Raw genomic sequence first — 25,132 nt, forward strand, 5'->3', positions numbered from 1 at the left:
CGTTTGAATTAATGAATAAAGGATGGAGAAATTGAAGAATTCAAATAAAAAAAATAATTTAAACCGGAAAGTTGTTATAGCAGTAGAAGTTGTCATACTCCTTATTTTATCTGTTGTTCTTATTAATCAATTTACCTCAAGTATGGGAAATTTGCGTTCGGCACAAGCATCAGTGCAAAATATTTATTTGGATAAAGAATTCAAAGAAATTGATCCTAATATTACTCAAGCAGAACTTGATTTGGCCAATGATTTAGTTAATAAAGTAGGTGGATCTAATGGTGTGCTTTTAGATTCTCAACTTGCAACGGCTCAAAATCAATTTAAAGCCATGCAAGAATTGATTGAAGTGTATGATGTTTCCCATCCAAGTGAACTATTTGAAAGTAATGAAATGGGATTAAAAGTTAGCCGCGATGTTGATTTGGATAAAATCAATCAATCAAAAGAACAATTTAGTGAAAATTTAAATGAAACAGTAGTTGATATTGAAGAACATTTGTTATTACTTTTTGATCAGGCATATGAAATTGGATCCAAATTAGATGCCTTAAAAAATATGGTTGAGCAATTACCTAGTCAACCTTCAACCAAAAAAGAACTATTGTCAGCAGTTGAAGCGATACATAAGCTTGAGAATGAATTAAAAATGTTAGAAACATCAGCAGATTTGAGTGAAAGCTATCAAGAGTTAGAAGCATACTGCAATAACTTAAGTCAAATTATTATTGATTGGAATGATCCGATGCAAGAATTAAATCATGAAGATTTAACATTTATTGGAAAAAGTGAAATATTATCTCAATCATTTATTGATACACCACTAAATCAACTGTCAAAAAGAGTGGCGCTAACTTTTGATGACGGTCCGAATGAAGAATATACTCTACAAGTTTTAGATATTTTAGATTATTATGATATTGTTGGAACGTTTTTTGTTATGGGTGCCTATGTTGATGAATATCCGCATGTTGCAAGAGAAATCGTTGAACGAGGACATATTATTGGCAATCATACATATAATCATTTTGATTTAGCCGATTTAAATGACCAGCAAGTTATCGAACAAATAGCTTGGACCCAAGAATCCATTCAAGCTGCTACAGGCATAACGCCTACATTGTTTCGTTTTCCATTTGGGAGTGGCGGACCACATATTTTGAGTTTATTTGAAGAGTTGGAATCTATTTTATGGACCATTGATACGCTTGACTGGGAATCTCATAATGCCGATTTGATTCATCAAACAACGATGGCACAGTTAACACCGCAAGCAATTATCTTAATGCATGATACTCATCAAGCTACACCAGACGCCTTAAAAACATTGATTCCACAGTTGATTGAACTGGGATACACTTTTGTAACACCATTAGAAACAGGAGTCAATCATCCTTATTATTTTGAATACAGTCATCTGTAAAAAAATATTATATATTTCGTTTTAAATTAGACCACCATAATCACTGAACATAAAGTGTTTATGATGGTTTTTAATATACATAAATTTTGGTATCACTTCAGCTATTACAAATTTATATAAGTCTTCTAATTGACACCCAAGTGTATTAAGTGTTTAATACACTCGAGGAGGATCTTATGGAATTTGATAAACACATCCCCATCTATGAACAATTAGTTGTTTATTTTAAACAGTCTATTGCAAGCGGTAAGTATTTAAAAGGAGCAGCACTGCCTTCAAGACGGAGTGTGGCTGCCCAGTTTAAGATTAATCCGAACACGGTACAAAGAGCCTTTAAAGTATTAGAAGAAGAGGGCATTATAGAAACAAAGAGCAACATTCAAAGTACAGTCACAGAAAATCAAGCGATTTTAGATGATATTCGCCAAGATTTTATTCATACGGCGATTGAGACTATGTATGAAACATTGAAACCTTTAAACTTAACAAAAGCCCAATTATTAGGCCAAATTAAGAAAGTTTTAGATCAGTATATGAAGGAGGATGACCATGTTTGAAGTGAAAAACCTAAGTGTTGTCATCAATAAAAAGCCAATTTTAAAGGATATCAATTTTTCAATCGCAGATAATAAGACGGTATTGCTAGCTGGTGTGAGTGGGTCAGGGAAAACAAGTTTAATACAGGCGATTATGCAACTTATGCCGAGAAAAACAGGTAATTTTTTCATTGATACAAGACCTGTTAAACATGAAGACTATCAGAGAATGGTTTTAATACCTGATAATTTACCTTATACAGGCAAACAAACATTGAATGATTTGCTGAATTTTATGAAAGCTTTTTATCCTAATTATTCAGATGAACGGCTTAAGCAAATAAATGAAACATTAAAACTAGACTTAACAAGTCAACTAGCAAATCTTTCAAAAGGAAACCAAGCTAAAGCTAATTTACTTGCTGGTTTATCCGTAGATGCGGATTACTATTTGATGGATGAACCTTTTTCAGGAATTGATTTTATTGCACGAGATAGTATTGTTCAACTGTTTACAACAGAATTATTTATTGATAAAGGGGTTTTACTATCAACCCATGAGATAAATTCAATTGATTTACTGGTCGATGAAGCATTGATCATTCATGATGGTAAAATCGTTCGTTCGTTTGATACGGAGTCTGTTCGAGAAATTGAAGGTAAATCGATTAATGACTATATTCTGGAGGTCTACCATGAATAAATATCTACAATTATTATATTTTGAAGTTGAACGTGGAAAAACATTTTATCGTTTACTTGTTTTGTTTTTTATTGCTATTCAAATAGTCTGTGTATTTTTCACTGCACGTTCATTAATAGTAGAATCTCAACAATTTGTAGAAGGTTTTGAAGCGCCTCAATACACAATTTCATCTATTTTTTCAATATTATGGTATCCCTATTTATGGCTATTAGTATATCTTTTTTTCTTTGTCTACGCTGGTTATAGTTGGCTTAGGGAATGGCTTTTTAAAGGCCAATTCGTAAACCGGCTTCTAACACTACCGACTTCGCGTTTTAACTTATTGTTAGCGAAGTTAAGTCATTTAATTTTAATGTATTTAAGTTTACTCTTTATCCAAATACTGATGGTATACGGAACAGACTTTATATTAGGCCATGTCTTAAGCCAAACTATATTCAAACAAGAGCCGATTTCCTATGTCTTACAATTTGATATATTACAAAATTTTGTTCTGCCAATTAATTTAAATTACTTTTTCTTGATTTTTATCGCTTTACTGTGTGTTTTATCATGGTTTTATCTCATGATGACCATTTTTATTTCATACAGACGCATTAGTTGGCAAAAAGTAATTGTTTATATAGCTGGCATCAGTTTGATTGATATAGGATTATTTATTATATCCTTTGGATTATACGTCTTTTTACCACTTATCTTTTCTGAATTTGTCTTTTTGGTCATTATTATGCTAGCTTTAATCATCATCCTAAATTTCGCATTAACATGGTTTTTGTTAAATCACAAAGTAATGGTGTAGGAGGATAAAGGCATGAATAAAAAAAGAACCTATCTTTTATTGATAATGAGTATAATTGCTCTGGCTTGGTTTGTTATAACAAAACAATTTGTTCATCCCAAAATTGTAGTGACACAGACTGAAGGCGACGAACAAATAGTAAAAGGTTTAACATTAACTGGTTCGCTAGATGATTACGGTAAAACACAAATCATAAGTAAAAACGGTGATATGATTCGTCAACCAACTAACTATCCTTTTAGTTATACAATTGGAAATCATGTTTTAAATAAGCAATCTATTTTAACTGATACTAATGATACAGAAGAAGTTCTATCTTTATTTTCTATTTACAACCGGCCAAGTTTTATTAAAGATTTTCGTCCAATTATAATTGAGGATGATTTTTCATTCTGGCTGCCAACTTTGAAAAGCACAGGTTATGAATTTGGTTTTGTTAACCACATTAAAAAGCAAAGTTTTTCAGGTAAATTAGACTATAAGGGAGATAATGCCTTGTCTTTTAAACAATTTTCCCGCCACGGAGATAATGTCAGTCTCCTGTTTACGAAACTAAATTTTACTCAAGAAGAAGATAAGTACTATATGGTAACTTTATCGACAAAATCAGCTGAAATAGTCAATGAGACTTCATTAACCATTCCCGTAAATGAAAATTATCAGTTATTAAGTTATCATGATTTTCAATTTAAAAACTATCAGCCGGAATCATTTGTCTTATTAGAAACACAAGCAACGATTGATTACCGTTCTGATGCCTACGATAATCGACATTTTAATGTCCAAGAAGCTTATAATGGGGTAGAAGATAAAATTATTTTAATTGATCCCGAAACACTCGAAACGACAAATATTACTTTAACTTCATTTGGTCAAAACCTGCAACAAGCCAAAGAAAATCTATTTGCTATCGAAGATAAAATATTTACGGTCGTATTAGATGACTCGTTTCATTACGAATTATATGAGTATCAGACCGAAAGCGAGCAATTTATAGCTATTGAAAGCTTTTCATCAGACATTGAACAACTAATCGTTAAAAATAAATATCTCCTACTCGTAACAGATTTACAAGCAGGAGACAAACAATTGACTGTTTATCAGCCAAAAACTAGAGAAATTGTCAGTCAAGTTGAAATATCTACCAATCATGCTGATTTTGAGATTCTTGAGCTTTATGTAGACGATGCAATTCTGCTAAGTAAATAGCAACGTTATTTATTAGAATTGGCAAGGGCTTTTGCTTTATTAGTATTGGCAAAATGAAGTTTAGCTGTTTTGAATAGTGCTTTCTCGCCGTATTCATTAATTAATTCTGCTGCAACGAGGTCTACATTCCGTCCAGCTCCACTAGGGAGTTTTTGATTATAAATTTTGCCTAAGTAGGTTAGGGACTCGACAAAGGCTGCACGGGCAATAATGGAAGCACAAGCTACAGCTAAATGATGACTTTCCGCTTTTTTAATAAAATGAATATTGCCTTTGTAAGGGTGAGGTTCATTTTTTAAATATTGATGATAATTTTTTGCAGGAGCAAATTGGTCGATTAAGACACTGTCCATCTTATGTTTTTCTTCGTCACTTAATTGCTCAATTAAAGCTTGTAAAGTTTCATTATGTAAGACGGCTTTGATTTGATTTGCATTCATTGTTTGATTCATCTTATTGTAACGGATAGGGTTACAGTTGGTTAGATGATATTTGACAGTATGCTTCAAATCATTGGCAATACTTGTAATTTGTTTATCAGATAAGAGTTTTGAATCTCTAGCACCGAGTTCTTTGACTAAAGCATGTTGTTCAACAGGCAAATAGACAGCACAAACGGTTAAAGAACCAAAATAACTTCCATTTCCAACTTCATCACTTCCAATAATCGTTGCTTGTTGTAATGATTGAATCAATTCATTTTCATTATTGGAAACTGTTTTACTTGTCTTTTTTGTAGCTGTCATTGTGTCTTTTTGCCATTTTTGAGCTTCATCGATTGCATTATTACCTTGAAATAATACTTTTCCACTTGTATAAGCTGTTATTGTGACATTATTAATTTTTGCTCTAAACTGACTGTAAGGAACGGCATTAACTAAATAGGCTTGATAATAAGTCTGCATTTGAGCGATTTCTTGAGCTGTCTTTATTAGGGTAATTGATGACATATGTTTGTCCTTTCTATCTTTCTTTTAATTTTATAAGAAGTATGTGTGAATAAAGCTAGTAAAATAAGCTATTGGATGAATTTATTACTATTATTTGTTATTATATAGTAGATAAAAAAGTATTTTTCTAATACAAGGAGAATGAACATGGAAGAAAAACGTCGTTTCAAAGCTGAAATTGCTGGGAAACAATATACAATTGTAGGCAATCGCAGTGCCGACCATTTAAACACTGTGGTTGATATCGTTAATCAACAATTAGACCAGTTAGGTGAGATGGATTCGAACCTAAACTATGCTGATCGTAGTATCTTGATGGCGATTAATGCTATTTCAGATCAATTAGTGAAGGAAGCACGCATTATGGAATTAGAGCAAGAACTGAAGTCTTTAAAAAGTAATCAAGTTAGACAAGCTCCAGTTAAGCAACATAATGTTCGCCCAAAACAAAGTGAAGTTTCACAACAAAATACAAAAAATCAAAGACCAAATATTCCAACAAGCAATCATCCAAACAATAATAGGTAATGGGGCGGTCTATTTGGTAAAGGAGTTTGTTCATGTTAACAATAGTTATTTTTTTATTTCTTGCCTTTAATTTTTATACGGGTTATCGTCGTGGATTAATTATGCAAGCCATCCAATTGATAGGATATACTTTAACAATTATTTTAGCAACCCAATACTATGAACCTATTTCTGAATTTGTTGAAATGATTATTCCATTTCCCGCGATTCAGCAAAATAGTGAATTTGTATTTTATAGTGAGGCGCAGAGTTTCTTTTTAGATCAAGCTTTCTATCGATCAATATCTTTTGTGCTAATTATAATTGTAGGGTGGATTGCGACTAAGGTGTTGTCCATTTTATTTACCCGAGCAATTTATTATGATGTTTTTAAAACAGTGAATCGTGTCATTGGTGGCTTGATAAATGTGTTTGTAGCTTATGTTGGTATCTTCATTTTCTTGTTTATTGCTTCCTTGATACCCATTGAATTTATCCAACAACAATTTGTGGATAATCCGGTTGCTTACCAAATCGTAGCCAATACTCCTGTTTTATCAGATTTAGCAACAGAAACATGGTTAAATGTTAACCCATTACAATCAAACTAACGCCATCAAAACGGTGATGGCGTTTGTTCTTGCCTTGAAGGATGGATTTATGAAAGGATGGATCGTTGAATGAATCCTGAAAAAATATACCAAACTTTAGAATTCCACAAGATACAAAAAGCAATCATGGAATTTACACAAACGGAATTAGCAAATGAAAAGATTAATCAATTAGAAATTTTGACAGATTTAAATGTGATTAGTCGGCTACAAAACGAAACTGAAGAAGCATATAGCATCATTAAGCAATCGAAAAATATTCCAATTCCCCGCTTAGATTCTTTAAACAATTCACTTAGACGCTTGAAAATTGGTGCGAGTCTAAACGGCTTGGAAATAAGCCAAGTAGGAAAAGTTTTAAGTACCGCTCGACAAATTGGCGATTTTTTTGAAGACTTAGCTGCTGAAGATAAATTTTTCCCAAATTTAAGTGAATGGTCAGATCAAGTTGTTGTTTTACCAGATATCGAAAAGTTGATTCAGGTGTCGATTGCCGAAGACGGTAGTGTTTTATCGTCTGCTTCTACAAAACTAGCACAAATCAGACGTAATCAAAGTAATACTGAAAATCAGGTGCGAACCCAATTGAATCAATTGTTAAAAAATAAAGCCAACGAATTGTCTGATAGTTTAATCACGATGCGTAATGGTCGATACGTTTTACCCGTTAAAGCAGAATACCGTCATCGCTTTGGAGGAACAGTTCATGATCAAAGTAGTACAGGTCAAACACTTTATATTGAACCACAATCGATTGCCCAATTAAATAATAAACGAAGTGAACTGCAAGTCGAAGAACAAAGAGAAATAGAAGTAATCTTAAATGACATTTCAATGCAGTTAGCACCTTTTCAAGCACATATTGCACTAAACCAAACAGTTATCGCTGAATTAGATTTTATCCAATCAAAAGCCATGTATGCCAAATCAATTAATGCTATCAAACCCAAATTTTCCACAGAACAACAAATTGCCATGTGGCAAGCGCGTCACCCTTTAATTGATCCAGATAAAATCGTTGCTAACGATATTTTAATTGGTGATCAATATCAAGCTTTAATTATTACAGGACCTAATACGGGTGGTAAGACGATTCTTTTAAAAACATTGGGAATTATTCAAATGATGGGGCAAAGTGGTCTTCATATACCGTGTGAAGAGGGAAGTCAATTAGGCGTTTTCGATCAAGTGTTCGCCGATATAGGTGATGAGCAATCCATTGAACAAAATCTAAGTACCTTCTCCAGTCACATGACCAATATTGTCAGCATTATTGATGAAGCGACTTATCAGTCTTTATTACTATTTGATGAATTAGGTTCAGGAACAGATCCTCAAGAAGGGGCTTCATTAGCTATGGCAATTTTAGAATATGCACGTAAAATTGGCGCAACGGTAATGGCAACAACGCATTACCCAGAGCTTAAAGTATATGCACATGATGCGCCTAATACAATTAACGCCAGCATGGAGTTTGACTCTATCACCTTATCACCAACTTATCGACTATTAATAGGTGTTCCAGGACGAAGTAATGCTTTAGAAATTTCAAAACGCTTGGGATTAAGAGATGATATTTTAGAAAGTGCCCGCTCAGGTATTTCACAAGATAATCAATCCATTAATGAAATGGTAGCAAATCTAGAGCGTGAAAGACGTCAAAGTGAACTAAATGCAGAACAGACGCAGCGTGAACTTGATGAAGCAGAGAAACTACTAGATGATCTACGTACAGAGTATCAGCGCTGGATGAGTCGTAAAGAAACCATCGAAGCCAATGCCATAAGACAAGCCAATGAAAAAATTACAGAAGCCGAAGAAAAAGCAGAAAAACTTATTCGTGAAATACGTGAGCTGCAATTACAGCAAGGTAATGATACTACTATTAAAGAACATGTTTTAATTAATAAAAAATCACAATTGAGTCAGTTAAAACAAGCAGAAAAACTAAAGAAAAACAAAGTTCTGAAACGAGCGAAGAAACAAAATGAATTAAAAGTTGGCCAAGAAGTCGAGGTGCTTTCATATGGGCAGCGGGGAAGCATTATTGAAAAAGTGGATAAAGATACCTATCTTGTTCAATTAGGTATCCTAAAAATGAAAATTGATGCTAAAGATTTAAATCCAATCGAAGCTGTAGCGCCTAAAACAAAAGTTAATGTTCAACGTAAGGCGGGCAGCAAAGTTCAAACCACTTTAGATATTCGAGGCGAAAGAGTTGAAGAAGGACTTAATCGCTTAAGCCAATACTTAGACTCAGCGTTATTGTCGAATCACCCAATGGTAACCATCATTCACGGTAAGGGGACAGGAGCTTTGCGAAGTGGCGTGCAACAAGCACTGAAACGTCACCCGCAAGTTGATCGATTTGAATATTCTCCACCTAATGCTGGAGGCGACGGCTCAACGATTGTCTATTTTAAATAAATATCAAGCAATCTATTCGCAACATTCAAAAGAATATGATAATATGTATTATGGAATTATAAAAGGAGGAAGATAATATGGTTAAAGATATTACCGATGCACAATTTGAACAAAGTACAGCTAAAGGAGTTACACTTGTTGACTTTTGGGCACCTTGGTGTGGTCCTTGTCGCATGCAATCTCCAGTTGTAGAAGAATTAGCAACTGAATTAGATGGACAAGTTGAATTTTACAAAATGAATGTGGATGATGAACCAAAAACAGCCCAATCATTTGGAATTATGTCTATTCCAACTCTATTAATTAAAAAAGATGGACAAGTTGTAGACAAACTAGTAGGTTTCCATGATAAAAACCGTTTAAACACTGTTTTACAACAATATATCTAATTAAATTTAATCCGATATTTTCTATACAAAATAGAAAATATCGGATTTTTGGTTTTCATTTCAGTTCTCCTTTGATACAAAAATTGTAATCGTTTTAGAAAAGAAATATCACTTTTTTAACCTGTTTTACTTAATAAGTCCTCAATTTTATGTTAGTATGAAAAAGGTAGACTATTAGTTCACATTAATTTATATATCAAAATACATTAAAAATTAATGTTGACTCATAAGAAATTAAATCGAAAATCATGGAGTGATTATATGAAAATAGGAATACCAACAGAACTGAAAGCATTTGAAAATCGTGTAGCAATAGCACCAGCAGGTGTTTCATTATTAACTGAAAATGGACATGAAGTCTATATTGAATCAGGTGCCGGTATAGGATCTGGTTTTACAGATGAAGACTACGTTGAAATGGGTGCAATTATTGAAACTGATGTTGCCAAAGTATGGGATGTCGACATGATTTTTAAAGTTAAAGAGCCAATGGAAGAAGAATATAAATACTTCCGTAAAGACCTCATTATTTTTACCTACTTACATTTAGCCAACGATGAAAAATTAACCAAAAAATTACTTGAAACAGGAACAATTGGCTTAGCTTACGAGACGATGGTTCTCGATGGCAAACTACCATTACTAACACCAATGAGTGAAGTAGCTGGACGTTATGCTGTTCAAGTCGGTTCACAATTACTTGAAAAACAATATGGCGGTAAAGGTATCTTACTAGGAGCTGTCCCTGGAGTCCCTTTAGGTAAAGTAGTTATTATCGGTGGTGGTGTTGTTGGGATTAATGCTGCTAAAATCGCCGTTGGACTAGGTGCTCAAGTTACCATCATGGACTTAAACCCAGCAAGATTAGCTGAACTAGCTGATATTTTTGGAAACCAAGTTGAAACAATTATGTCTAACTCAGAAAATATCGCTACTCAAGTAGAAGATGCAGATATCGTTATTGGTTCTGTATTGATTCCCGGAGCAAAAGCACCAACTTTAGTAACCGAAGAAATGATTAAATCAATGGAGCCTGGCTCAGTGATTATTGATATCGCTGTTGACCAAGGTGGTAATTTTGAAACTGTAGACCATGCTACAACACATAAAGATCCATTTTATGTAAAACATGATGTGCTTCATTATTCGGTTGCAAATATACCTGGAGCTGTACCACGTACATCAACCTTTGCTTTAACCAATGTAACCTTACCTTATGCAGTAAAAGTAGCCAACCAAGGTCTAGTTGAAGCAGCAAAAGCGAATCCTACGATTATGACAGGGATTAATACCTACCAAAATAAATTAACGAATAAGGGTGTAGCCGAATCATTTGATTTAGAATATACTAATATCGAAGATTTAATTAAATAATTAAAGGTAGGCTATAACAAAAAACGAAATGATAATGATCAAAGTTACTAAGCTTACACTGATATCATTAGCATTTCGTTTTTTTATTTTGTAACGAATTATATCCCATCCCAAAGGAGTTCATATGAAATTATTAGATATTAATACAATCCCTTTATTTAAGGATTTCAATGGTCCCAACGATCCTAAACGTCTATCACCGAAAATTGGTCAGAGTTTTGAAAACGAACCAGCATTACAACCTATCTTAAAACAAGCAAACAGCTGGAATTTAAAAACGGCCATCAGGCAACTTGATTATTTAATCGATTATTATCCTATGTATAAAACGAAAGCCATTAGACTTAAAGCAGAAATCTATGGGACAAGTGATCAATATCAAGCTGCATGGGAACTGTGGGATCAAATATTAGCTGAAAAACCTTCAGATCTCCAAGCATTATTTCTAACTACTATTTATGCTCATATTCTCAATTCACCTAATTATTATATTGAACGATATGTGCAACTTAATAAATACTTCCCCAATGCCGCTAACCGATTAACACAATTGATTAGCTTTATTGATCGCTTTAAGGCAAACAACAAACTGTGGCGTTTAGGGCAAAAACAAGAACCTCTCGATGGAATGCTGTTATTTGGTAAAGAGATTGAATCTGATGGAAGTATTTCTGAAACCTTAGAGGCACGTCTTGAAGCAACTTTGAGATTAGCTAACGACCATCCCAATGCTAAAATAATTGTTTCAGGTGGAGCAGTTGCAAACCAATATAACGAAGCTGAAACCATGTCAAAATGGCTAATGGCAAGAAATATAATGCCTAACCGTATTATAATTGAACCGAATGCAAAAGATACCGTTGGCAATGCCTTAGAATCTGCTCCATTCATTTTAAATCATCACCTGAAATCAATTGCCGCTATCAGTTCAGCGGAACACTTGCCACGTGCATGGATGAGCCTAAAAGCCCATCCAAAACTATTACTTAATCAAATAAATATCTCTGCTTTTGCACCTATTGAAGAACGGTATAGAGAAATTCCAGAAAACGAACAAAAAATGTCCTATACCACTGTCTTACGAGTTTCGCAACACTTTAGCTATCAAGATTTCATTTAAAGCTAATTTTATGTTAAAAAATCCATCATCTAATTGACTTTTACGGCCTAAAGAAGTAATATATAGCGTACAAGATTAAGAAAAAAGCGACTCTAGAATGGTGAAAGCTAGAGATATTTATTTGGCATTGGATTTAACAGATTAATATAGATAGAGTGCCAGTGTTACTGGAAATAGGGTGGAACCGCGATTAAATCGTCCCTATGATTAGAGGCTTTTTCTAATCATAGGGGCTTTTATATTGTAAAAAAATCTATTTGAAGGAGACTATTTATGAATAAACCAACCTTACAATCGATGATTCTTATATTACAACAATTTTGGGCAAACCAAGGTTGTTTAGTATTACAAAGTTATGATGTGGAAAAAGGTGCTGGGACGATGAGTCCTTATACATTTTTGCGTGCTATTGGACCTGAACCTTGGAATGCTGTGTATGTTGAACCTTCGAGACGTCCTTCGGATGGTCGCTATGGTCAAAATCCTAATCGCTTGTTCCAACACCATCAATTACAAGTGGTGATGAAGCCATCTCCCTTAAATATTCAAGAACTTTATTTGGAAAGTCTTGTAGCATTAGGCATTGATCCATTGCAACATGATATTCGTTTTGTTGAGGATAATTGGGAAAATCCTTCATTAGGTTGTGCTGGTTTAGGTTGGGAAGTTTGGATTGATGGAATGGAGATTACTCAATTTACTTACTTCCAACAAGTTGGTGGTTTGAAATGTCATCCAGTAACGAGTGAATTAACGTATGGCATTGAACGACTAGCCATGTATTTGCTTGATGTCGATAATGTGTATGATTTAGAATGGGTCGAAGGGGTTAAATACGGCGAAATTTTCCTTCAACCTGAAAGAGAGCATTCTATCTATGCCTTTGAAGAGAGTAATAGTGACATGTTGTTTGACCAATTTAATCACTATGAAGCTGAAGCCAAACGTTTAATTGATCTGGGATTGGTTCATCCTGCTTATGATTATATTTTAAAATGTAGCCATAGCTTTAATTTACTGGATGCCCGAGGTATGATTTCGGTTTCTGATCGAGCAGGCTATTTAGGTCGTATACGAAATTTAGCACGTTCAGTTGCCAAAGCTTTTGTAGCAGAAAGAGAAGAACTAGGTTTTCCATTACTTAAAAAAGCTAATGAAGGGAAGTAGGATATCATGAATAACCAATATTTATTAGAATTAGGAATGGAAGAAATTCCAGCTAGATTTTTAATTGACCTATCCGAACAGTTAGCCAATAAAGTCGCAAACTTTTTGAAGGAGCAACGAGTTGAATTTGAAAACATTCAATCCTTTGCAACACCTCGAAGATTAGCATTGATTATTTCAGGTTTAGCAGATAAACAAGCGGATTTAGAAGAAAAAGCAAAAGGCCCAGCTTTAAGAATTGCACAAGATAGTGAAGGTAATTGGACGAAAGCTGCTATGGGCTTTGCAAGAGGTCAAGGCGCAACAGTAGAAGATATTTATATCGAAAACATTAAAGATGAAGCCTATATCTTTGTCGACAAGCATTTGAGCGGGGAATCAACTGAATCTGTTTTAGCTCAATTACCAACGGTTTTCAGCTCGTTAACTTTCCCGGTCACTATGCATTGGAATGCTTACGAAGAAGAATTTATTCGACCTGTTCATTGGATTGTTTCTTTATATAATGAGACCATTATTCCCTTTACGTTTTTACATATCGAGGCAGGAAATCAATCTTTTGGACACCGCTTTTTAGGAGATTCAGTTGTAATTGATTCTGTCAATCACTATGAAGAACTTTTGGAAAAAAAATTTGTGATTGTTGATTTTGCAAAACGTCAAGAATTGATCAAAGAACAAATACTACAACTTGCTAATGAAAATAATTGGAACGTTCCAATGAATCAAGACCTGCTTGATGAGGTAACAGCCATTGTAGAATGGCCGACTGCTTTTGCAGGTGCCTTTAATGAATCCTATTTAACCGTGCCTGATTTGATTTTAACGACTGCTATGCGTGATCATCAGCGATATTTTTATGTTTTAGACAAAGAAAATAATGACTTGTTGCCATATTTCATCTCTGTCCGTAATGGAAATGCAGAGTTTATCGGAAATGTTGTTAAAGGTAACGAAAAAGTACTAAAAGCCCGTTTAGAAGACGGTTTATTCTTTTATGAGTCAGATTTAAATCAATCAATTACAGCCTTTAATGAAAAACTACAAAATGTAAGAGAACATTTCAAATTAGGTAGTTTAGCGGATAAAGAAAATCGTGTTAGTCAAATGGTCCAAATCGTTGGACAAAAGCTTGGAAAACAAGTTGATGATGCGACAATTTCAAAAACAATTGAATCGGCAAAAATTTATAAATTTGATTTAATGACACAAATTGTAGGTGAATTTCCTGAATTACAAGGGAAAATGGGGCATATCTATGCTGAAAAATTTGGCGTTGATCCAGAAATTGCTCAAGCAATTGGTTCACAATATTTACCAACAACGAGTGGCGGTCAATTACCTGAAAATAAAGTTGGGGCGTTATTAGCAGTCAGCGATAAATTAGATACAATAATTAATTATTTTGCTGTCGCTTTGATCCCTACAGGTTCAAATGATCCCTATGCTTTAAGAAGGCAAGTAACTGGGATTGTGGAAATTATTAGCAATGAAGATTGGGCGATTGATTTATTGGATGTCATTAATCATGTAATTGCTGAAGCAGCATTTGATGGTGATAATGATGAACTAACGACTAAATTATCTGATTTTATAAAAGCTCGTATCCATCAATATATTGAGCGATTAGGCATTAATTATGATATGATTGAGGCAGTTCTTGCAAGTCAACATTTAAACATTAATCGTCATATTCAAGCAGCTAAGGCATTATTTGAATTTAAAAATAATGATGCTGAAAACTATCGTTTAATGGTTGAAGCTTTAACACGTGTCGTTAATTTAGGTGTTAAATTTCAGTTGAACCAAGAGCCTCTACAGAACTTGTCTCAAACTGAATCTGAATCTAATTTAATAGAATTAAGTCAAAAAGCTGACAACTATCAATCTGTTTCAGAATTAATACAATATTTCCAAGATTTAGTTCAACCTATTGATCTTTATTTTGAAAATAATTTAGTGAATGCAGAAGACGAAGCGATTAAATCAAACCGTCAGACTACACTTAAACAATTAACCAATACTATATTAAGTGTCTTTGATCCTCGCTTATTGATTAGTAAGTTTTAAATAAATATAGTTATAATATATCAAGAAAGGAGTGTCTATATGTCTACTTTTTTAGATCGTGCGACAGTATTTGTTAAAGCAGGCAAAGGCGGCGATGGGATGGTAGCTTTCCGCCGTGAAAAGTACGTACCAGATGGTGGACCTGCTGGTGGAGATGGTGGAAAAGGTGGCGATGTCATCTTCCAAGTTGACGAAGGGCTTAGAACACTTATGGACCTACGGTTCAATCGTCATTTTAAAGCATCAAATGGAGAAAACGGCATGAGTAAAAGTAAATACGGTGCCGGAGCAGAAGATTTAATTGTTCGAGTTCCCGCGGGCACGATTGTTCGTGATGCAGTTAGCCAACGATTAATTGCTGACTTAGTTGAACAAGGTCAAAGCGTTGTTGTCGCTAAAGGTGGCCGAGGTGGCCGTGGTAATATCCGTTTTGCGACACATAAAAACCCAGCACCATCAATTGCTGAAAATGGTGAACCTGGTGAAGAATTTGAACTATCACTAGAGTTAAAATTATTAGCAGATGTTGGTTTAATCGGTTTTCCAAGTGTTGGTAAATCAACTTTATTATCGGTTATTAGTAATGCTAAACCTAAAATAGCAGAGTATCAGTTTACGACTTTAGTGCCTAATCTTGGAGTAGTAAAATTAGACATTAACCGCGAATTTGTTGTCGCAGATATGCCAGGCCTTATTGAAGGAGCTTCTGAAGGTGTTGGCTTAGGTATTGATTTTTTAAGACATATTGAACGAACCAAAGTGTTACTTCACGTGATTGATATGTCTGCATTTCATGGACGAGATCCATTAGAGGACTATGTTAATATTATTAATGAATTAAAGGCTTATCATGAAAAGTTAGTTGAAAGACCGATGTTAATTGTAGCTAACAAAATGGATGCTGAAAATGCTAATGAAAATTTAGTCCAATTTAAAGAACAATTATCAGGATATTATGAGAACTTAGAAATTGAGCAACCAGAAATATATCCTATTAGTGCTTGGCAAAACCAAGGTATTCAAGAATTGTTAGAAGCAACTTATACACTTGTGGCTAATAATGAGTTCATACCACTTGAAGAAGAAGTGGAAACAAGTTTTGCTTACTTTGAGATGGAAGAAGAGGAAGTGCCTTTTACTATTCAACGATTAGGTGAAAACTATTGGGAAATCAGTGGTGAAAAAATTGAAAAATTATATCGCATGACAAATATGGCTCATGATGAAAGTATCGCTCGGTTTGCACGGCAAATGCGTGGCATGGGAATTGACGAGACATTACGGAGTATGGGTGCACAATCAGGAGACATCGTTGAATTACTTGACTTTCAGTTTGAATTCTTAGATTAGGTGATAGAGATGAACGAACAAAAGAAAGTGAATCGTATTCAATTATTTGATGGCTTAAAAGGCATTGCTATTATAACCGTTATTGCCTACTATTTTTTCCAACACTTAGTACCTGGCGGCTTTTTAGCAGTGAACCTATTTTTGATTATTGCAGGTTTCTTTAATTTTCGACATTTCACAACGTTAAATTTAAAAAAACAGCCATTTAAACTGATAAAAAATTATTATTCTACACGATTTAAACGTTTGTTCTTTCCAATGTTAGTGATGATTATGGTAACTATTACTTATATTATGTTATTTCAACGTGATTTTTTCTATAATATTCGTAATATGTCTTTATCATCATTGTTATTTGTTAATAATTATTATCAGATTTATAATGAGCAGTCTTATTTTGTTCAAGCATCAAATCCAAGTCCCTTCACACATTTATGGTATGTCTCATTATATGGGCAATTGATTTTAATTACTCCGATTCTCGTATATTTATTTTACGCATGGCATCGAAGACCATCCATATCTGTAAATATGCTGTTAATTGTTTCGGCTATATCCGCTTTATTTATGGCCTATTTATATGATGGTGGCGATCCCACTCGTATTTATTATGATGTTTTCACACGTTTATCTGCCTACACATTCGGAGGGGCATTAGGATTTTTATATCCTATTCGTTTAAAACCTAAACCAATGAATAGACGAGTTAAATTAAGTTTTAATATTATTGCTACGGCAAGTTTTATACTCCTTTTCTTCATGGTTAGGTTTATGTATGGAACTCAACCTTTTGCTTATCGCTTTGGCTTAACATTGTTTTCACTTGTTTGTGGGTTGTTTATTATTAGCTCCATTCATCCTGAAACTGTCTGGAGTAAAATAATTTCATTTCCAGTTTTTACTTGGATAGGTAAACGCAGTATGTCATACTATTTATGGTTTTATCCTGTGCATCTCATCATTCCCAGTCAAATAAACTTTGTTAATAAAAATGTTTGGTTACATACTTTGATTCAAATTGTCATCATTATGGTGTTAGCCGAAATAACCTATCAACTTTTTGAAAAACAAAGATTAGAATTACCTATTGGACAAGATTTTAATTGGAAAAAAGCCCAACATCAAATTAAATATCTCATTAATCATCCACAAGCATTAGTTGGAATAAAGGTTATCACTGTTATTTATTTATTGTTTTTTGTTGGGGGTACAGTTGGAATAGGGATTACGCCTGAAACACGGGATTCAAAAGCGGATGAATTACAAACTTTAATTGAGCGAAACCAACTATTAGCTCAAAATACTATTTCTAATAGTACACAAAACAATAAAGTTATTAATAATATTGAAGGCTTAACTCAAGGAGAAATGTTACATGCTAATGGCTTGGATGTTACTTTTATAGGAGATTCTGTTCTTTTAGCAGCTACTGAACAGATCAATGAAGTATTCCCCAAAGCCATTATATCGGGGCAAGAAGGTAGACAGCTTTATAATAGTGTAGATGTCGTTAACGACTTAGAAAATCAGGATCTTTTGATGCCTACAGTTATTGTTGTACTAGGAAGTAATGGAACCTTTACTGAAGGTCAATTGAATGACTTTATTAATGCTATTGGACCAGATCATTCAATCTATTTCTTAACGAGTAATGCTGATAGGGCGTGGGTAAGTGACGCTAATAGTCAACTTGAAGCCTCAACACGTCGATTTGGCAATGTGAACATCATCGATTGGGCAAGTTATGCAAATGATCATCCAGAATGGTTAAGAGATTATGCTCATCCTACTGTTGAAGGGTCTCAGGAAATGGCAATTTTAATTGCAAAGAATTTATATCGTACAAGATAATACTCAATTAGAAAGAGGAGGTTTCGATGCAGTTATTTTTTCTTGGAACAGGAGCAGGCGTACCCGCCAAAACGAGAAATGTAAGCTCACTTGTTTTAAAATTATTAGATGAATTAAATGAAATGTGGTTGTTTGACTGTGGAGAAGCTACCCAGCATCAAATATTAAGAACATCTTTAAAACCTCGGAAAATCACCCGGATATTTATTACGCATATGCATGGAGATCATATTTTTGGATTGCCAGGATTTTTAAGTAGTCGGTCTTTCCAAGGCGGGGATACGCCAGTAACTTTATATGGCCCAAAAGGATTGAAATTTTATATTGAGGCTTGTTTGAATTACTCTAGGACGCGTTTAACTTATCCGATTGAAATTGTTGAATTAGATCCTTATGGTGGTGAGATTCAGTTGCCTAACAAATGGAAAGTCACTTATTTACCACTCAATCATGGTGTTTTAAGTTTTGGCTATCGCATAGAGGAACCGGATAAAAAAGGTGAACTTTTAGTAGATAAATTAGCTGAATATAATATTCCTAATGGGCCTCTTTTTGGAAAATTAAAAAGAGGAGAAATTGTTGAACTAGAAGATGGAACGATTTTAAACGGTAAAGATTTTGTGGGAGAAGATTCCAAAGGACGAATTGTTACTATTTTAGGAGATTCACGTCCTTGTGATAATTTAACTATTCTTGCCAAAGATGCCGATGCCCTAGTGCATGAATGTACCTATCAGGCTGATGAGACAAGTATGGCTCACAGTCATTTTCATTCAACCAGTGCACAAGCGGCAACAGTTGCTAAAAATGCTAAGGCAAAAAATCTGTATTTAACACATATTAGTGCCCGCTATCTTGGTCCTGATGCAAAGGCTTTAGAAGATGAAGCAAAATCAATTTTTCCACATAGCCATTTAGTCTATGACTTGAATGAGTTTAGCATTGACTATCGAAAGTAGGCATACGATGATAAAAACAATTTTGATTACGGGAGCATCAAGTGGCATTGGTCGCCAAGTCGCCACTCAAGCAGCCCAACAAGGACATCAACTCATTTTAGTGGCTAGAAGATTAGAAAAATTAACAGAGCTGGCTGAGTATTTATTTGATGAATACCATACTGCCTCATTAGTGGTAAAATGTGATTTAACGGATCATGAGCAAATTGAAAGAATGGTAACAAAAGCCATTCAACGCTTTAAACGGATTGATGTCCTTATTAATTGTGCAGGATTTGGAAGTTTTAAAAGTTATAAAAAATATAGCTATGAAGACTATCAACAAATGTTCGAAACGAATACGTTAGCAACCATGTATGTCAGCCAATTAATAGCGAATCACATGGAAAAAATGAAAAATGGACACATTATTATCGTAGCGAGTGTTGCAGGTAAAATTGCTACGTCTTCTTCGACATTGTATTCAGCTACTAAATTTGCTTTAATTGGTTTTGCTAATGCTTTGCGATTAGAATTGTCTAAAAGTAATGTTGCTGTTACGACGATTAATTTTGGTCCAGTAAAGACAGAATTTTTTGAACATGACAGTGATTCAAAAAAATATTATAATAGGATCAAATGGATTGCTTTAGATGTGGAAGATGCAGCCAGAACGATTGTGAATCAATTTAGTGATAAACATTTCATTCAAAGAGAAATAAATTTACCTAGCTATTTTGGATATTTATCGAATTTATATCAATTATTTCCAAAAATAGGTGACTTTCTCGCTAGTCATCTTGCTAATTTCAAATAATTACGAAAGGAAGCACTTGTGATGAGACAACAGTGGAAATTAATTTTAACGATTATACTTATTATTTTTATCGTAATTTTCGCATTGCAAAATACAGCAACAGTTGAAGTAGATTTCTTTTTTGGGACTGTTGAAGCACCTATGGTTTTAGTAATGCTTTTAAGTGTGCTCTTAGGTGTAATTATCGGCTTATTAGCATCGGTAGCAGCGATAAAAAGTAATCATAAGTCTAATAAAGATTTACAAAAACAAGTTAAGCAACAAAAAGAACGTTATCACTTAGATATCTCTGAGAAAGATAAAGAGTTATCAAGTTTACGTTCGACCATACGTGATTTAGAACAAAGTCATAAAAATGCACTGGTATATGATGAAATTCCAGCAGAAACAGAAGAGGCAGATTTTTCTAACACAGAAACTATTGAAGCTGAATCAACAACGACTGACAATATGACAGAAGCAACAGAAATAGAGTAAGCAGAATCGTCAAATTCAAATACTGATATGTCAGAAAGCTAAGTTAGTTGTCAGTAAGGATTTATTTTTATGTATTGGAGTTTTGAAATTAAATGAATTTAGCAAAGTATATGTGGCAATTTGAGGATAGACCTCAGTTGACACAAGAACAACTGAATAAATTTAGCCAGGCGGGATTAAATCTTACTCCCGCTTTTTTACGTTTATGTTTACAGAGAGGTTTAAATAGCCCAGAAGCTATCAAAAATGCTATTAATCAAAATCCGACCATTTATCATGATCCTTTTTTGCTTTATCAAATGGATGTAGCTGTTGATCGGATTGAACGAGCCATTGCAGACCAAGAATTAATAACTATCTATGGTGACTATGATGCTGATGGGATAACGAGTACCCTTATTCTATTTGAATCACTAGAAGCAATTGGGGCGAATGTGAACTATTATTTACCTAATCGCTTGGTAGATGGGTATGGTCCAAACCTTGAGCGCTATGAACAATTGATCCAAGAAGGAACTCAGTTAATTTTAACTTGTGATAATGGTGTTTCTGGCCATGAAGCTCTTGCTTATGCTATGGATGCAGGTGTGGATGTCATTGTTACCGACCATCATCAATTCCAAGAAAAACTTCCGGTTGCTTATGCAATTATTCACCCACAACATCCCCAAGGTGATTATCCCTTTTCTGAACTAAGTGGGGCAGGGGTTGCTCTTAAGTTAGTTTCCGCATTAATTGATGAAATACCAGCAGAAGCCCTTGAGTTAGCAGCTATTGGAACTGTAGCAGACTTGGTTTCGCTTACAGATGAAAATCGCACCATTGTAATTAATGGCCTTAACAGATTGCGAGAAACGCAAAGAGAAGGTCTAAGAAAGTTATTTGAACAGCAAAAAGTTGATATATCTAATTTACAAGTGGACGATATAGGTTTTTTAATTGGACCAAGGCTCAATGCGGTAGGACGTTTAGGCGACCCTACGCCAGGATTAGAATTATTAAGAAGTTTTGATCCAATTGAAGCGAGTCAATATGTTGATTTTATTAATCAAAAAAATGATGAAAGAAAAAAAATTGTAAATAATATTGCGGTTGAAGTTGAAAGTCGTATTAGCCAATATGATAAGATACCAGATATTATCATTGAATCAGATGCTAATTGGCCAGCAGGTGTATTAGGAATTGTTGCTAGTCGCATTGTTGAACGTTATCATAGGCCGGCAATCATATTTCAAAAGATTGAAGCAGATAAAGTTTACAAAGGCAGCGGACGTAGTATAGAAGCAATTGATTTATTTGACACTTTAAGCCAAGTTTCAAACCAAATTAAATATTTTGGTGGTCATAGCCAAGCCGCTGGTTTGACGGTTGATTTTGAGCAATGGGAGAATTTTACTACCACACTCCTTGCTGTTGTTGAAAGTAAGAGTGCGACCATTAGCTATACACCAAGCTTAACAATTAATTTAAGCTTAGGTTTATCCGATGTTAGCAACCAATTTATTGAAGAAGTTGATTTATTAGGACCATTTGGTATCGACAATCCTAAACCTATTTTTGCTTTTGAAAATGTAACTATTGATCAATTGAGATGGATTGGTACGGAGCAACAACATTTGAAGTTACTCTTAGCAGAAAATCAAGCAAGTAAAGATCCTTCCGTATTAAATGCTATAGGATTTAATTGTAAAGCCGATTATCAGTATCTACAATTATCCAATCAAATATCAATCGTAGGCAAATTAGCAATTAATGAGTGGCAGCAGACCAGAACACCACAATTGATGATAAAAGATATTGGAATGAATGGTAGTCAGTGGGTTGATAAAAGGGGAAGCCAAATCCCAACTGATTTTTTTAACTATCAGCACACACTTTATGTATTTGAACATCAACCAATATTTGATGTTTATCGAGAAAAAATATCAAAGACTTCCTATGCAATAAGGTATAGTGATCTTAAGCAAATAAGTACTTTAATAAATAACAATGAAATAAAATATTTAGCAATCGTTGAGCCACCAAAAAAGATTGAATTATTAGAAGAACTTTTACTCATCCAGTTTTGGGAGACAGTTTATTTAGGTTCCTATACTAAAGAATCGAAATATTTATTAGGTTTACCAACACGAGATGAAACAGCGATTGTTTACCGTTGGATACAAAAAAATAAAGCTATTGATGCAAAAAATGTAGTTAGAGTACTAAATAATGAAACGCAAATACCGTTAACAAAAATTAAATTAATTCTTAAGCTGTTTTTTCAAGCAAGCTTTGTTACAATGAATGGTGGTCGTTTATTATTTAACGAAAATATTAAGCAGAAAGTAGATTTAGCTAATTTACCAGCCATGCATGAATTCCGTGAATCCATGAAAGTTGAAGAATTACTAAATTTCCAATCGCTTAACCAAGTCAAAAAGACATTAGAAAAGGAAGAACAAAGATGAATTTAAAAGATTATATTGCACGTGTTGACAATTACCCTCAAGAAGGAATTATCTTTAGAGATATTACCCCATTAATGGCAGATGGAGAAGCTTTTGCAGAAGCTACAAATCAAATTGTTGAATTTGCAAAAGATTTGGAAGTTGATGTCATAGTAGGACCTGAAGCCCGTGGTTTCATTGTTGGTTGCCCAGTGGCATATGAATTAAATATTGGTTTTATTCCAGTACGTAAAAAAGGAAAATTACCTCGAGAAGTTATTGAAGTCGATTACTCTTTGGAGTATGGGAAAAATACATTAACGATTCATGCAGATTCAATTAAACCAGGTCAACGTGTGTTAATTATTGATGATTTATTAGCTACAGGTGGAACTATCAAAGCTTCAATTGATTTAGTTGAAAAATTAGGCGGAGTTGTTGTAGGTTGTGCGTTTTTAATTGAATTAATGGACTTAAAAGGTCGCGAATTGATTAAAGATTACAACATCAAAACCTTAATGGAGTTTTAATGCAAAAAAAATCGAATGTGAATTGATTCTCACATTCGATTGCTTTGTGTTCTTAAAATTTTCTGTACAGACTTACGACACGTCCGAGGATAGAAACATTAGATAAAATAATATCTTCCATCGAATCGTTTTCTGGACGTAAAACAAAGTAATCTTTACGCTTATAAAAAGTCTTACAAGTAGCTTCATCTTCATCTGTTAATGCGATGACGATATCGCCATTGTTGGCTGAGGATTGTCTGCGTACAGTAATGTAATCACCGTCCATGATACCGATATTAATCATACTTTCTCCATCGATTTCAAGCATAAATAATTCACTTGGATCATATGGCAAATCATGAGGAATGGGGAAGTAATCTGTTGCTTCTTCAACTGCTAAAATGGGTGAACCAGCAGCAACTCGACCTAGTAACGGAATTTGATTGTTATTAAGACCTAGTAAGTCAAGAGCAATTGGTGTTAATTCAATTGTACGTGTTTTTGATGCATCTCGTTGAATATAACCTGCTTTTTCCAAACGAGACAAGTGTCCATGTACCGTTGAAGTTGAAGATAAACCAATCATACTTCCAAGCTCTCGAACAGTTGGTGGATATCCATTTGATGCAATTGAGTCTGCAATGACTTGTAAAATATTCTTTTGTTTAGTAGATAGGTTACTCAATGGAATCAACTCTTTCACTTATATTAAGTTAATTGTATCAAACCTTTATTAAAAACACAAACAAATGTTCGTGCTTTGTAAATATTTTTTAGGAAAAGAGGTGTTTTACTTGATTGATCAAAAATTAATTGAGCGTATTAATGAATTAGCTAAAAAGAAAAAAACAGTAGGCCTTAGTCCCGAAGAACTGAGTGAACAAAATGATTTACGTGAAAAATACTTAAAAGCATTTAGATCAGGTATGAGGAATCATGTTGAAGGGATAAAAATAGTTGATCCTAGAGGCAATGATTTAACTTCAAATAAAGTTAAACAAATTCAAAAAGAAAAGAAATTACATAATCGTCATTTAGAAGATTAGAACGATAAAAGTTAACTAGTCAAAGTTAAAATTTTTTAGTAGAATAACAATACATATGGATGAAAGCGAGGGATAGGTATGCCATTTTGGGGATGGATTTTAATTATAGTTGCACTTATCGTTGGTTTTGTAGCTGGTTTCTTTGTATCTAGACGTTATATGATGAATTATTTTAAAGAAAACCCACCAATTGATGAGCGCATGATAACACAAATGATGACACAAATGGGTCAAAAGCCATCAAAGAAACGAGTTCAACAAATTATGAACTCAATGAAACAGCGTTAATATAAGGTTTATAGGCTATCTAACATTTGCCTGTTAGGTAGTCTTTTTTGTTGTTTTATACCTTAAGGGGCGAAAAAGGTTTGATAATTTCATAATTATCGAACTAATAATAATAAATTAATATATTTTAATGATT

Annotated in this window: 24 protein-coding genes; 22 read left to right on the forward strand and 2 right to left on the reverse strand. The window is 33.9% G+C overall.

Annotation, left to right across the window (positions count from 1 at the left end; all coding sequences use genetic code 11):
- The first annotated feature begins 31 nt into the window (after nt 1-31).
- From ACTQ54_RS04175 to ACTQ54_RS04195, 5 genes are all read left to right on the forward strand, one after another.
- A complete protein-coding gene (locus tag ACTQ54_RS04175) occupies nt 32-1,423 on the forward strand; it encodes a polysaccharide deacetylase family protein (RefSeq protein WP_441754902.1) in 1,392 nt (463 codons plus the stop codon).
- Nucleotides 1,424-1,599: 176 nt separating this feature from the next.
- Nucleotides 1,600-1,980 (forward strand): GntR family transcriptional regulator, encoded by a 381-nt coding sequence (locus tag ACTQ54_RS04180; RefSeq protein ID WP_441754903.1) that lies wholly within the window; start codon nt 1,600-1,602, stop codon nt 1,978-1,980.
- A complete protein-coding gene (locus ACTQ54_RS04185) occupies nt 1,973-2,662 on the forward strand; it encodes an ATP-binding cassette domain-containing protein (protein WP_441754904.1) in 690 nt (229 codons plus the stop codon). Before ACTQ54_RS04180 ends, ACTQ54_RS04185 begins: the two co-directional genes overlap by 8 nt.
- The gene (locus ACTQ54_RS04190; protein ID WP_441754905.1) at nt 2,655-3,464 is read left to right on the forward strand and encodes a hypothetical protein; all 810 of its coding nucleotides are present in this window, start codon (nt 2,655-2,657) and stop codon (nt 3,462-3,464) included. Before ACTQ54_RS04185 ends, ACTQ54_RS04190 begins: the two co-directional genes overlap by 8 nt.
- Before the next feature lie 12 nt (nt 3,465-3,476).
- On the forward strand, nt 3,477-4,673 hold the full coding sequence (locus tag ACTQ54_RS04195; protein ID WP_441754906.1) for a hypothetical protein: 1,197 nt from the start codon (nt 3,477-3,479) through the stop codon (nt 4,671-4,673).
- Nucleotides 4,674-4,678: 5 nt separating this feature from the next.
- On the opposite strand, the gene rnhC is transcribed toward ACTQ54_RS04195, so the two are convergent.
- Entirely contained in the window at nt 4,679-5,623 is a 945-nt protein-coding gene (gene rnhC, locus ACTQ54_RS04200; protein ID WP_441754907.1) for a ribonuclease HIII, read from the reverse strand.
- Between the two features lie 147 nt (nt 5,624-5,770).
- Between rnhC and ACTQ54_RS04205 the strand changes: the two genes are divergently transcribed.
- The 15 genes from ACTQ54_RS04205 to ACTQ54_RS04275 all read left to right on the forward strand — a co-directional run bounded on the left by ACTQ54_RS04205 (nt 5,771) and on the right by ACTQ54_RS04275 (nt 23,680).
- On the forward strand, nt 5,771-6,151 hold the full coding sequence (locus ACTQ54_RS04205; protein WP_441754908.1) for a cell division protein ZapA: 381 nt from the start codon (nt 5,771-5,773) through the stop codon (nt 6,149-6,151).
- Nucleotides 6,152-6,183: 32 nt separating this feature from the next.
- The gene (locus tag ACTQ54_RS04210) at nt 6,184-6,741 is read left to right on the forward strand and encodes a CvpA family protein (protein WP_441754909.1); all 558 of its coding nucleotides are present in this window, start codon (nt 6,184-6,186) and stop codon (nt 6,739-6,741) included.
- Between the two features lie 69 nt (nt 6,742-6,810).
- Nucleotides 6,811-9,168, forward strand: a complete 2,358-nt coding sequence (locus ACTQ54_RS04215) for an endonuclease MutS2 (RefSeq protein WP_441754910.1) — start codon at nt 6,811-6,813, stop codon at nt 9,166-9,168.
- Nucleotides 9,169-9,245: 77 nt separating this feature from the next.
- A complete protein-coding gene (gene trxA, locus ACTQ54_RS04220; protein WP_441754911.1) occupies nt 9,246-9,557 on the forward strand; it encodes a thioredoxin in 312 nt (103 codons plus the stop codon).
- Nucleotides 9,558-9,818: 261 nt separating this feature from the next.
- Nucleotides 9,819-10,931 (forward strand): alanine dehydrogenase, encoded by a 1,113-nt coding sequence (gene ald / locus ACTQ54_RS04225; protein WP_441754912.1) that lies wholly within the window; start codon nt 9,819-9,821, stop codon nt 10,929-10,931.
- Nucleotides 10,932-11,055: 124 nt separating this feature from the next.
- On the forward strand, nt 11,056-12,051 hold the full coding sequence (locus tag ACTQ54_RS04230) for a YdcF family protein (RefSeq protein WP_441754913.1): 996 nt from the start codon (nt 11,056-11,058) through the stop codon (nt 12,049-12,051).
- A gap of 273 nt (nt 12,052-12,324) precedes the next feature.
- On the forward strand, nt 12,325-13,218 hold the full coding sequence (glyQ, locus tag ACTQ54_RS04235) for a glycine--tRNA ligase subunit alpha (protein WP_441754914.1): 894 nt from the start codon (nt 12,325-12,327) through the stop codon (nt 13,216-13,218).
- 6 nt (nt 13,219-13,224) lie between these two features.
- Complete coding sequence (gene glyS / locus ACTQ54_RS04240; protein WP_441754915.1) at nt 13,225-15,288, forward strand: glycine--tRNA ligase subunit beta; 2,064 nt, start codon at nt 13,225-13,227, stop codon at nt 15,286-15,288.
- Nucleotides 15,289-15,327: 39 nt separating this feature from the next.
- On the forward strand, nt 15,328-16,638 hold the full coding sequence (obgE, locus tag ACTQ54_RS04245) for a GTPase ObgE (RefSeq protein ID WP_441754916.1): 1,311 nt from the start codon (nt 15,328-15,330) through the stop codon (nt 16,636-16,638).
- A 9-nt stretch (nt 16,639-16,647) separates the two neighbouring features.
- Nucleotides 16,648-18,489, forward strand: a complete 1,842-nt coding sequence (locus tag ACTQ54_RS04250; RefSeq protein WP_441754917.1) for an acyltransferase family protein — start codon at nt 16,648-16,650, stop codon at nt 18,487-18,489.
- Between the two features lie 26 nt (nt 18,490-18,515).
- Complete coding sequence (gene rnz / locus ACTQ54_RS04255; protein ID WP_441754918.1) at nt 18,516-19,448, forward strand: ribonuclease Z; 933 nt, start codon at nt 18,516-18,518, stop codon at nt 19,446-19,448.
- A 7-nt stretch (nt 19,449-19,455) separates the two neighbouring features.
- On the forward strand, nt 19,456-20,244 hold the full coding sequence (locus ACTQ54_RS04260; protein ID WP_441754919.1) for an SDR family NAD(P)-dependent oxidoreductase: 789 nt from the start codon (nt 19,456-19,458) through the stop codon (nt 20,242-20,244).
- A gap of 21 nt (nt 20,245-20,265) precedes the next feature.
- Nucleotides 20,266-20,721, forward strand: a complete 456-nt coding sequence (locus ACTQ54_RS04265) for a lipopolysaccharide assembly protein LapA domain-containing protein (RefSeq protein WP_441754920.1) — start codon at nt 20,266-20,268, stop codon at nt 20,719-20,721.
- Between the two features lie 92 nt (nt 20,722-20,813).
- Nucleotides 20,814-23,171, forward strand: a complete 2,358-nt coding sequence (gene recJ / locus ACTQ54_RS04270; protein ID WP_441754921.1) for a single-stranded-DNA-specific exonuclease RecJ — start codon at nt 20,814-20,816, stop codon at nt 23,169-23,171.
- The gene (locus ACTQ54_RS04275) at nt 23,168-23,680 is read left to right on the forward strand and encodes an adenine phosphoribosyltransferase (RefSeq protein WP_441754922.1); all 513 of its coding nucleotides are present in this window, start codon (nt 23,168-23,170) and stop codon (nt 23,678-23,680) included. Before recJ ends, ACTQ54_RS04275 begins: the two co-directional genes overlap by 4 nt.
- Nucleotides 23,681-23,732: 52 nt before the next feature.
- On the opposite strand, the gene lexA is transcribed toward ACTQ54_RS04275, so the two are convergent.
- The gene (gene lexA / locus ACTQ54_RS04280; protein ID WP_441754923.1) at nt 23,733-24,347 is read right to left on the reverse strand and encodes a transcriptional repressor LexA; all 615 of its coding nucleotides are present in this window, start codon (nt 24,345-24,347) and stop codon (nt 23,733-23,735) included.
- 109 nt (nt 24,348-24,456) lie between these two features.
- Here lexA and ACTQ54_RS04285 point away from each other — a divergent pair, with 109 nt between their 5' ends.
- Together ACTQ54_RS04285 and ACTQ54_RS04290 are read left to right on the forward strand one after the other, a co-directional pair.
- The gene (locus ACTQ54_RS04285; RefSeq protein ID WP_441754924.1) at nt 24,457-24,708 is read left to right on the forward strand and encodes a DUF896 family protein; all 252 of its coding nucleotides are present in this window, start codon (nt 24,457-24,459) and stop codon (nt 24,706-24,708) included.
- A 78-nt stretch (nt 24,709-24,786) separates the two neighbouring features.
- Complete coding sequence (locus ACTQ54_RS04290; protein WP_441754925.1) at nt 24,787-24,996, forward strand: YneF family protein; 210 nt, start codon at nt 24,787-24,789, stop codon at nt 24,994-24,996.
- Nucleotides 24,997-25,132 lie beyond the last annotated feature (136 nt).

The sequence above is a fragment of the Fundicoccus sp. Sow4_H7 genome (assembly GCF_052115865.1).
Classification (GTDB): domain Bacteria; phylum Bacillota; class Bacilli; order Lactobacillales; family Aerococcaceae; genus Fundicoccus_A.

Bases quoted from the DNA above. Each gene is read 5' to 3' on its own strand.
- glyQ (WP_441754914.1), top strand. From the start codon at position 12,325: ATGAATAAACCAACCTTACAATCGATGATTCTTATATTACAACAATTT.
- ACTQ54_RS04265 (WP_441754920.1), top strand. From the start codon at position 20,266: ATGAGACAACAGTGGAAATTAATTTTAACGATTATACTTATTATTTTT.
- ACTQ54_RS04180 (WP_441754903.1), top strand. From the start codon at position 1,600: ATGGAATTTGATAAACACATCCCCATCTATGAACAATTAGTTGTTTAT.
- trxA (WP_441754911.1), top strand. From the start codon at position 9,246: ATGGTTAAAGATATTACCGATGCACAATTTGAACAAAGTACAGCTAAA.
- ACTQ54_RS04275 (WP_441754922.1), top strand. From the start codon at position 23,168: ATGAATTTAAAAGATTATATTGCACGTGTTGACAATTACCCTCAAGAA.
- recJ (WP_441754921.1), top strand. From the start codon at position 20,814: ATGAATTTAGCAAAGTATATGTGGCAATTTGAGGATAGACCTCAGTTG.
- ACTQ54_RS04215 (WP_441754910.1), top strand. From the start codon at position 6,811: ATGAATCCTGAAAAAATATACCAAACTTTAGAATTCCACAAGATACAA.
- ACTQ54_RS04195 (WP_441754906.1), top strand. From the start codon at position 3,477: ATGAATAAAAAAAGAACCTATCTTTTATTGATAATGAGTATAATTGCT.
- ACTQ54_RS04230 (WP_441754913.1), top strand. From the start codon at position 11,056: ATGAAATTATTAGATATTAATACAATCCCTTTATTTAAGGATTTCAAT.
- ACTQ54_RS04185 (WP_441754904.1), top strand. From the start codon at position 1,973: ATGTTTGAAGTGAAAAACCTAAGTGTTGTCATCAATAAAAAGCCAATT.
- obgE (WP_441754916.1), top strand. From the start codon at position 15,328: ATGTCTACTTTTTTAGATCGTGCGACAGTATTTGTTAAAGCAGGCAAA.
- ACTQ54_RS04260 (WP_441754919.1), top strand. From the start codon at position 19,456: ATGATAAAAACAATTTTGATTACGGGAGCATCAAGTGGCATTGGTCGC.
- ACTQ54_RS04210 (WP_441754909.1), top strand. From the start codon at position 6,184: ATGTTAACAATAGTTATTTTTTTATTTCTTGCCTTTAATTTTTATACG.
- ACTQ54_RS04190 (WP_441754905.1), top strand. From the start codon at position 2,655: ATGAATAAATATCTACAATTATTATATTTTGAAGTTGAACGTGGAAAA.
- ACTQ54_RS04290 (WP_441754925.1), top strand. From the start codon at position 24,787: ATGCCATTTTGGGGATGGATTTTAATTATAGTTGCACTTATCGTTGGT.
- ACTQ54_RS04250 (WP_441754917.1), top strand. From the start codon at position 16,648: ATGAACGAACAAAAGAAAGTGAATCGTATTCAATTATTTGATGGCTTA.
- rnhC (WP_441754907.1), bottom strand. From the start codon at position 5,623: ATGTCATCAATTACCCTAATAAAGACAGCTCAAGAAATCGCTCAAATG.
- ACTQ54_RS04205 (WP_441754908.1), top strand. From the start codon at position 5,771: ATGGAAGAAAAACGTCGTTTCAAAGCTGAAATTGCTGGGAAACAATAT.
- glyS (WP_441754915.1), top strand. From the start codon at position 13,225: ATGAATAACCAATATTTATTAGAATTAGGAATGGAAGAAATTCCAGCT.
- rnz (WP_441754918.1), top strand. From the start codon at position 18,516: ATGCAGTTATTTTTTCTTGGAACAGGAGCAGGCGTACCCGCCAAAACG.
- ald (WP_441754912.1), top strand. From the start codon at position 9,819: ATGAAAATAGGAATACCAACAGAACTGAAAGCATTTGAAAATCGTGTA.